Source organism: Sphingomonas hylomeconis (genome assembly GCF_025370105.1).
Taxonomy (GTDB): domain Bacteria; phylum Pseudomonadota; class Alphaproteobacteria; order Sphingomonadales; family Sphingomonadaceae; genus Sphingomonas; species Sphingomonas hylomeconis.
This window is the reverse complement of record NZ_JANQBK010000009.1, coordinates 96,097-103,092: the sequence shown is the minus strand read 5'-3', so window position 1 is coordinate 103,092 and position 6,996 is coordinate 96,097. Positions and strand designations below refer to the sequence as shown.

7 protein-coding genes are annotated in these 6,996 nt (G+C 60.0%); 4 read left to right on the top strand and 3 right to left on the bottom strand.

What is annotated here, in order from left to right:
* The first annotated feature begins 189 nt into the window (after window positions 1-189).
* The gene (locus NV401_RS12345; RefSeq protein WP_261294733.1) at window positions 190-2,121 is read left to right on the top strand and encodes a GGDEF domain-containing protein; all 1,932 of its coding nucleotides are present in this window, start codon (window positions 190-192) and stop codon (window positions 2,119-2,121) included.
* 50 nt (window positions 2,122-2,171) lie between these two features.
* Here NV401_RS12345 and NV401_RS12340 read toward each other — a convergent pair whose 3' ends face one another.
* Entirely contained in the window at window positions 2,172-2,486 is a 315-nt protein-coding gene (locus NV401_RS12340) for a hypothetical protein (RefSeq protein ID WP_261294732.1), read from the bottom strand.
* A gap of 304 nt (window positions 2,487-2,790) precedes the next feature.
* Between NV401_RS12340 and NV401_RS12335 the strand changes: the two genes are divergently transcribed.
* Together NV401_RS12335 and NV401_RS12330 are read left to right on the top strand one after the other, a co-directional pair.
* On the top strand, window positions 2,791-2,946 hold the full coding sequence (locus tag NV401_RS12335) for a hypothetical protein (protein ID WP_261294731.1): 156 nt from the start codon (window positions 2,791-2,793) through the stop codon (window positions 2,944-2,946).
* 465 nt (window positions 2,947-3,411) lie between these two features.
* Entirely contained in the window at window positions 3,412-4,230 is an 819-nt protein-coding gene (locus tag NV401_RS12330; protein WP_261294730.1) for an aspartyl protease family protein, read from the top strand.
* 225 nt (window positions 4,231-4,455) lie between these two features.
* Here the strand turns inward: NV401_RS12330 and NV401_RS12325 are convergent, their stop codons facing one another.
* Complete coding sequence (locus tag NV401_RS12325; protein WP_261294729.1) at window positions 4,456-5,292, bottom strand: helix-turn-helix transcriptional regulator; 837 nt, start codon at window positions 5,290-5,292, stop codon at window positions 4,456-4,458.
* 96 nt (window positions 5,293-5,388) lie between these two features.
* Between NV401_RS12325 and NV401_RS12320 the strand changes: the two genes are divergently transcribed.
* Window positions 5,389-6,291: an SDR family oxidoreductase gene (locus tag NV401_RS12320; RefSeq protein WP_261294728.1), complete on the top strand. Its 903-nt coding sequence runs from the start codon at window positions 5,389-5,391 to the stop codon at window positions 6,289-6,291.
* 283 nt (window positions 6,292-6,574) lie between these two features.
* Here NV401_RS12320 and NV401_RS12315 read toward each other — a convergent pair whose 3' ends face one another.
* Entirely contained in the window at window positions 6,575-6,982 is a 408-nt protein-coding gene (locus tag NV401_RS12315) for a winged helix-turn-helix transcriptional regulator (RefSeq protein WP_261294727.1), read from the bottom strand.
* Window positions 6,983-6,996: the final 14 nt, after the last annotated feature.

Sequence of the window (6,996 nt, the reverse complement as noted above, 5' to 3'; positions counted from 1 at the left end):
AACTCACCTGATGCAGCCACTACTGTGAATTTCGGCTTTCCACCAATTCCGGGCATTTGCGACATCTGGTACGAATCCGAAAGCGGACAGGCCGCTCGCGACCAATTCAGGCCGTCGCGCTACTGTACATCGCTAGATCCAGTACGGTTTTTAAAGGGCTCGTTAACGCTCGTCTGAATAACGGAGTGGGTGGACGATCGATATCGATTTATCTCCCTCCAGAGCGGACGGCTCGCCACGATACCGGCGGCGATATTGCTTGTCTTTTCGCCACCTGCGAGAGCGGCGACCTGTTTGCCTGGGAGTGGCACGACTGTAAACCGCCTGCTCGACCGAATAGACGATGACCCGAAACAGGGTCTGCAGCAGGTTGATACTGCGCTTTCGAGAGAACGGAACCCTGTGCGGCGCGCGCATCTTCTCGGCGTGCGAGCGCTTGCGCTCGGCGTGCTGTCACGTAACGACGACGCCGCTTCAGCAGCACGATCGGCCAGGGATCTTTTGCCAGCAAGCGCCGTTCCGTTGCGCGACGCGCTGACCGTCTTGGAGACCAGCAACACATTCCATTTGGATAAGGCGGCGCATGATCTGCCGTTGCTGCGCCAGATCGTCGAACGATATCCCACAGGCGTCGGCCTTCACGCGTGTGCGGTGGCAGCCGCCGGTGACCTCGAACGACGCGCCGGTAATCTAATCGACGCGGCACATTATCTGATTGACGCTTATCGCGAGACGCGCCGGGGCGCCGACGGCCGGCTCGCCGCAGATACGGCGCATCTGCTGTTCAAGCTGGTCGCAGATGCTGGCGACGATAGCACCGCACTGGCGCTCAACGCCTCCGCTTTGCGGTTCTATGCCAGGCGACCGGCGCGGGCCAAATCGGTGCTGTTGACGGTCTTTCGGGCACGCCTGTTGAACAAGCGTGGCGAGTTTGCAACAGCATTCCATCTCATGACGCTGGCGGAAAGCGCGATGCGGGGTCGCGGTGATGACGTCGGCGATGCGTATCGCGCACTCGAAATTTGTCGCGCGCTGGTTGGGCTGGGTCGCGCGAAGGAGGCAGGCCGGCGTTGTGATATCGCCCACCGTACTTTCGCGACCAGCTCGCTCAGTGCGGCGGCGCAGACTGATATTCTGAGGGCCGAGATCGCTTTGTCGTCGGGAAAGCCACGAAACGCAATCCGTCTGCTCGACCCAGTGATTGCTGGACCATATTCACGATCCTCCTCGGTCAATATCAGCGACGCATATCGGTTGCGGGCCGACGCTCAGCGTCGGGTCGGGAACAACCGGGGGGCATTTGTTGATCTGCAGGAATATGTGAAGCGCTATCGTGCCTGGAGTGAGGCGGCGCGCGCGCGCCAGACGGTAGTGACGGGCGTGTGGCTTTCGCGCGATCAGCAGATGCTGCGGGCAAGCAAAGCGGAAGCCCGCCTGGCTCAGGAGTCTCTGGTCGTTGCGCACTGGATCGGATGGGTCCGGCTGCTGGTCATCACGGCGGTGCTCGGGCTCGTTATGCTGATCGTTCTCATTCTCCTCGGCGCGAGGCACCGACGACACCTTGTTGCCATGACGCTCACCGACCCGTTGACCGGTCTGCCCAACCGACGCGGCATCATTCAACGTGCTGATAGCGCATTGGCCGATGCCGCCCGTCTGACCGGATCGGCGGCCATCGCGCTGATCGACCTCGACCATTTCAAGGCGATCAACGACGCCCACGGCCATGCCGGTGGCGACGCCGTGCTGGTCACGCTGGCTCGCGCAGCGAACGACATCCTGCCGCCGCCTGCAATTCTGGGGCGGTGGGGCGGTGAAGAGTTTCTGGCTGTATTCCCCGATACCACCGCCATCGATGCTGCGATGCTGCTGGAACTGCTGCGCGAGACCATTCGCGGCGGGGCCGGGACGAACATACCGATCCGGTTTAGTGCTGGCATCGCCGATTGGCAGCCAATCCGGGGACCGATGACGGGCAACGCTCTGATCGCGCTTGCCGATGCGGCGGCATATCGCGCCAAAGCCGAAGGCCGAGACCGCAGCTGCTTTGCTGGTGAAGAAATCCTCGGCCAACCCCGACAGAACGGCAGCGTGTGCCTGCAAAACTCAAGCGGCGGATAGTGGATGGCGCAGGCGATCGACAAGCACAGTTGCTTGTCGCAATCTCGATTCTATTCGGCGAAGTTCTGCATCGAAAGGCCCTTTTCTAAAACCAACTCGATCTTCTTTAAGGCTACTTCGGCTAGTTCTAGGCGACTATCTGGGCGATCTGGTTCAAATCCCCGAATGTAACCCAGGTTCGCAAGATGCTTCATCCAGCGAATCATGACATTTGACGGTACGTCTGCTGAGCCCTTCGCATCTTCTGCCGTCAGCCGATTGCCGTTGGCCTGAGCAACATATAGTCTAAGCAACAAGTCCCATGCGGGCTCCGCGAAAATATCGCGCGAGATTATGTCTCCGCGAAATCGACGGAAGTCCAGCATATCGGTCGCGAGGCGCGTAGCGGCGCTATGTCGGGGCAAAGGCTAAATCCCTTCTTAGATGAAGCATTTGGGCGAAGAATAGCACATGACAACTCCCCGACAAAATAGGCGCGTTTTTTACTCGTTGCACCAGGACTATCAACAGATATAATAAAAATTCACGTAACTAAAATAATATATCAACAAATGAACTGTCTTCGCTGTTCGTCTACGTTCAGGAACGTCTTGTCGCTCATTCGGGGAGATGCATCATTGATCGTTCGTTTTGTATCCATAGCTAAGGGCGATACGAAAGGGGGCGATTATGACCTTGAAGATTATGAAGCTGAAAACTGCTGCGGTCCTGATTGATCGCGCATTGGACATTGCCGATACAGTGAATGAGAATGCCATTGGGGCGCGGTTGTCCGAGGTTTTGCACATGACGGAACAACGCATTGCTCAACTCGAACTTGAGTGACATTTTTCGGATCTGGACTATATTACTTGGGTAGCGGGCTGCTCAGATTTCGTGAGATCCCTGACAGCTATCCGTCTCGTTCCTTCCCGCTCACGACAGTGACGGCGAACAACCTTTCGCCAAGCTCAGTCGGCGCTGGGTGAACGAACGTCTAAATTTGGGAAGCCAGGAAGGTTAAGTGGGCCTCCGGATATGGATCTAGGTTGCTCTTGGCGGCCGCCGCGTTCTATCCAGATACGAGAGCCGCCATACAAGCGCTCGCCAGCTTAGTCCGCGCCCGAGTGTCCACTTTATTCGACCAGAAACGAGCGCTCGGCGGTCCCGGCTATTGCAGGGTGTGGTATTGTGGTAATACAGGTGGTACATTAGCGGATTGGGGATGGCGTGACGATCTTACTAGCCATCGTAGCGACAGCGCTGGGGGGCCTAACGCCAATGCCGGCAACGTCGCTGGGGTGCCTACCGTTGGAGCATGGAGATGGGGGAAGCCCTGTCATCACCGCTCGGATCAACGATACCGGACCCTTCGATTTTGTCCTCGACACAGGCTCGAGCGGCACGACACTGGATGAGAGACGAGTCAAGCAGTTGCGTTTGCAGCCGGATGGTCCGGGGGAACAAGCGCAGGGCATGGGCGGTCAGATTGATGTTCGGCTGTTTCGAATAAATCGTTTCGAGGCGGGACCGCTTGCCGTTGAAGACATGATCGTGCCCGGCGTCGCTGCGCCATCTTTGGCCAGCCACGATATCGCGGGCCTTGCAGGGGTCGATATCTTCGGTCGATTGCTGACCACATGGCGCTGGGATCGTTCATGCGTTCAACTTAGCGGATCGGGTGGCAAACCGTCGGGTTTGGGATGGAAACCCATCCGTTCGAAATGGCTGAAACCGTGGAAGGTGCTGATCCCCGTAAAAATCGGGACCGCACAGGGATGGGGGCTGCTCGATACGGGGGCACAGAAGTCGATCATTTCGCCGGAATTCGCCCGACTGGCGAATTTCGGACGGGCGGACGCGGTTGGCATCGTGGCTGGAGGGATTACCGGCATAGATGGCAAGGAAACGCCTCTTGTTGCTTATAAGGGTTCGGCAACCGTCGGCTCTTGGTCCTACAAAAATGTCGGCGTGAGCGTTGCGGCGCTGCCGTTGTTCGACAGGCTTGGCGGGGTCAATCAGCCTTTGGCGGTCATCGGGATGGACTGGATCGGATCTAGACAGTTCGCCATTGATTATGGGGCGGAACGGGTTTGGCAAAAGGCATTGGAACCCGGGGCGAAACGCTGAGCAGCCGATCCCTTGCCGGTTCGTTGAGGCGATCGTTTTGCTTAAGCCTCTGGTGTTTCCGCTTTCCCGATACTGTTGGACAGATGGCGCCCAGGTGGCTGCGATTTTATGCTTATCACGCTGTGCCGCCGATGTGTACGAACAGCGTTTCTCGGAGAGCGCCGGAAGGCCGCTGAAGGTCGCCTATTGGGTCAAATCGAGCCACCCGTGATCTGTTGGTCTCGATCAATTTCCGCGAGCGTCTAAAAGCGCGCGCAGTCGCTCTGCATCCGCCGACGATGCGGGGTTGTAGATGATCATGCCGAGTTCGGGCCGCCCTTCGACTGCGAACGAGGAGAACTCCATGGCGAGCAGTCCGGCATCTGGGTGGTGGATTCGCTTTGTCCCCTCGGTGTGAGCGACCACGTCGTTGTCTCGCCACAGTGCTTCGAACTCGGGGCTGCTGCGAGACAGTTCGGCGACCAGGTCAGCCGTCGCCGTGCTGTTGTTCGCACCCGCCCGCGCAACGTCGGCGCGAAAGGCGCCAACGACGTAGCGGGCGATGCCAGCCCAATCCTCGTTCCGGGCGCGGACACGGTCACTGCCGAACATCAGGCGAAGGACGTTCCGCCCTTCGCGCGGCAGCTTGGCATAGTCGGTCAGCAGCAGCGCAGCGGCCCTGTTCCAGCCGACGACGTCCCACATCGCTGTCTTGATGATTGCAGGACTAAGCACCATTCCGTCGAGTACGCGCTGAAGCCGGGGGCTGATGCCGTCGACTGGTTGGTAGCGCGCCTCGGGCAAACGGCCGAGGCCAAGCATGTAGATGTGTTCGCGTTCCGGCTCGGTAAGCATCAGGCCCTTGGCGATGCGATCGAGCACGTCGGCTGAGGGAGCGCCACCGCGACCTTGTTCCAGCCACGTGTACCATGTCGGGCTTATGTTTGCCCGGCTTGCCACTTCTTCGCGGCGGAGCCCCGGGGTACGTCGCCGCCCGCCTCCGAGCCCGAATGCCACTGGGTCCAGACGGGTTCGACGATCGCGAAGATAGGTGCCGAGCGGGTTAGAGGCTTCACTGGCCATGATCGATCCTGTTAGGCGCTATACCATGATAAGATCACTACTTTAACACGGTCCGGCAGGGATCGATACCTCGACTTGGTAACAAGGAGATGTCCCATGCGCGTTTTTCTAACCGGCGCGACCGGCTTTATCGGCTCGCACGTCATTCAAGAGCTACGCAGTCGCGGCCATTATGTGCTTGGCCTCACCAGATCCGAGGCGGGTGCCCATCGCCTCGAAGCGGCTGGCGTCGACGTCCATCGCGGCGACCTCGAACAGCCCGATACGCTCGCGAGTGGCGCTGCGGCGGCCGACGCTGTAATTCACTGCGCGTTCGACCATAATTTTGCGACCTTCTTCGAGAATACCAAGAAGGACGAACGCAACATCGCCGCAATGGGGGAGGCGCTGGCGGGGACGCAGAAGCCGATACTGATCACCTCGGGCGTCGGCATCGGCACACCGCTTAACGGCGGTCCTGCGATGGAGGACGTGTTCAACCCGCTCCACGCCAATCCGCGGATCGCGACCGAGTTGGCTGGCGCGGCACTGATGGCGCGCCGCATCGACGTGCGAACGATCCGACTGCCGCAGGTGCACGACACCACCAAGGCCGGGCTGATCACCCCGCTGGTAACCGAGGCGCGCCGGGCGGGAGCGGTGGCGTATCTCGGCGAGGGGCACACACGCTGGGCCGCAGCGCATGTCAGCGACGTGGCAAAGCTGTACGTCCTAGCATTGGAGAAGGGCGAGCCGGGCGCTCGTTATCATGCGGCGGTTGAGGAGGGTGTTACGGCACGCGCCATCGCCGAGGGGATCGGGAAGGGAACAGGGCTGCCCGTCCGCTCGGTCGCAGCCGACGAAGTCCGGCGCTATTTCGGTTGGATGGCACCGTTCGCTGGGCTCGGCATGGCTGCATCGAGTGCCTGGACACGCGCGCGCCTTGGGTGGGAGCCGACCGGGCCTGAGCTGCTCACGGATCTTGCCGCAATGGACTTCTCGGCGCTCACGGAAGCTTGACCAGCCATCGTCGCTCACTTGCCGGCTTGGAGCTCTGAGTCGGCAAGCGACTTCGTGCGCCGCTTCCAGGTTCATGCGATCATAGATGCCGATCTGAGCAGAGACGCGTGCGAGCCACAAGATGATTGAATGTCCGCTGTTGGGACGTGTCTAAACGACCGCGAATGTCATCTATTGGGTCGTTTCGGGAGCAAAGCTGACGCTAAGCTCTTGCCAGATCTAGCCGTCCAGCTGGGCGCCTCGACGCACCCCCAACCCAGGTTCGTTCGTGTGCGGGCGGCAGCTAGGTGTGCTTCTCGCGCGCCCAGCTATCGCGCTCGACGAAGATCTTCTGCATCTCTGTCATGTTCTCGGTTCCCCAGGTGCATAGGGGCTCAAGCGCGTGGGCGAGGCTCTGGCCGAGCTGCGTGAGCGTGTAGTCGACGCGTGGCGGCACTTCCTTGTAGTCGTTCCTGCGCAACACGCCGTCCGCCTCCAGCTCCTTCAAATGCTGGATCAGAACCTTGTCGCTGACGTCGCGCACGGCGCGCTTTAGCTCCCCGTATCGCGTCGGTCCGCGCAACAGAAAATACAAGATGAGCGGCTTCCATTTGCCGGAAATGATCTTGAGTGTCGCGTCGAGGCCGCAGGTGAAGGCTGGCGCAACGGGAGCGGGATCGGCGCTGGGGGGGGGGGGGCGCTTTTCAGCCATTAGAGATACTTACC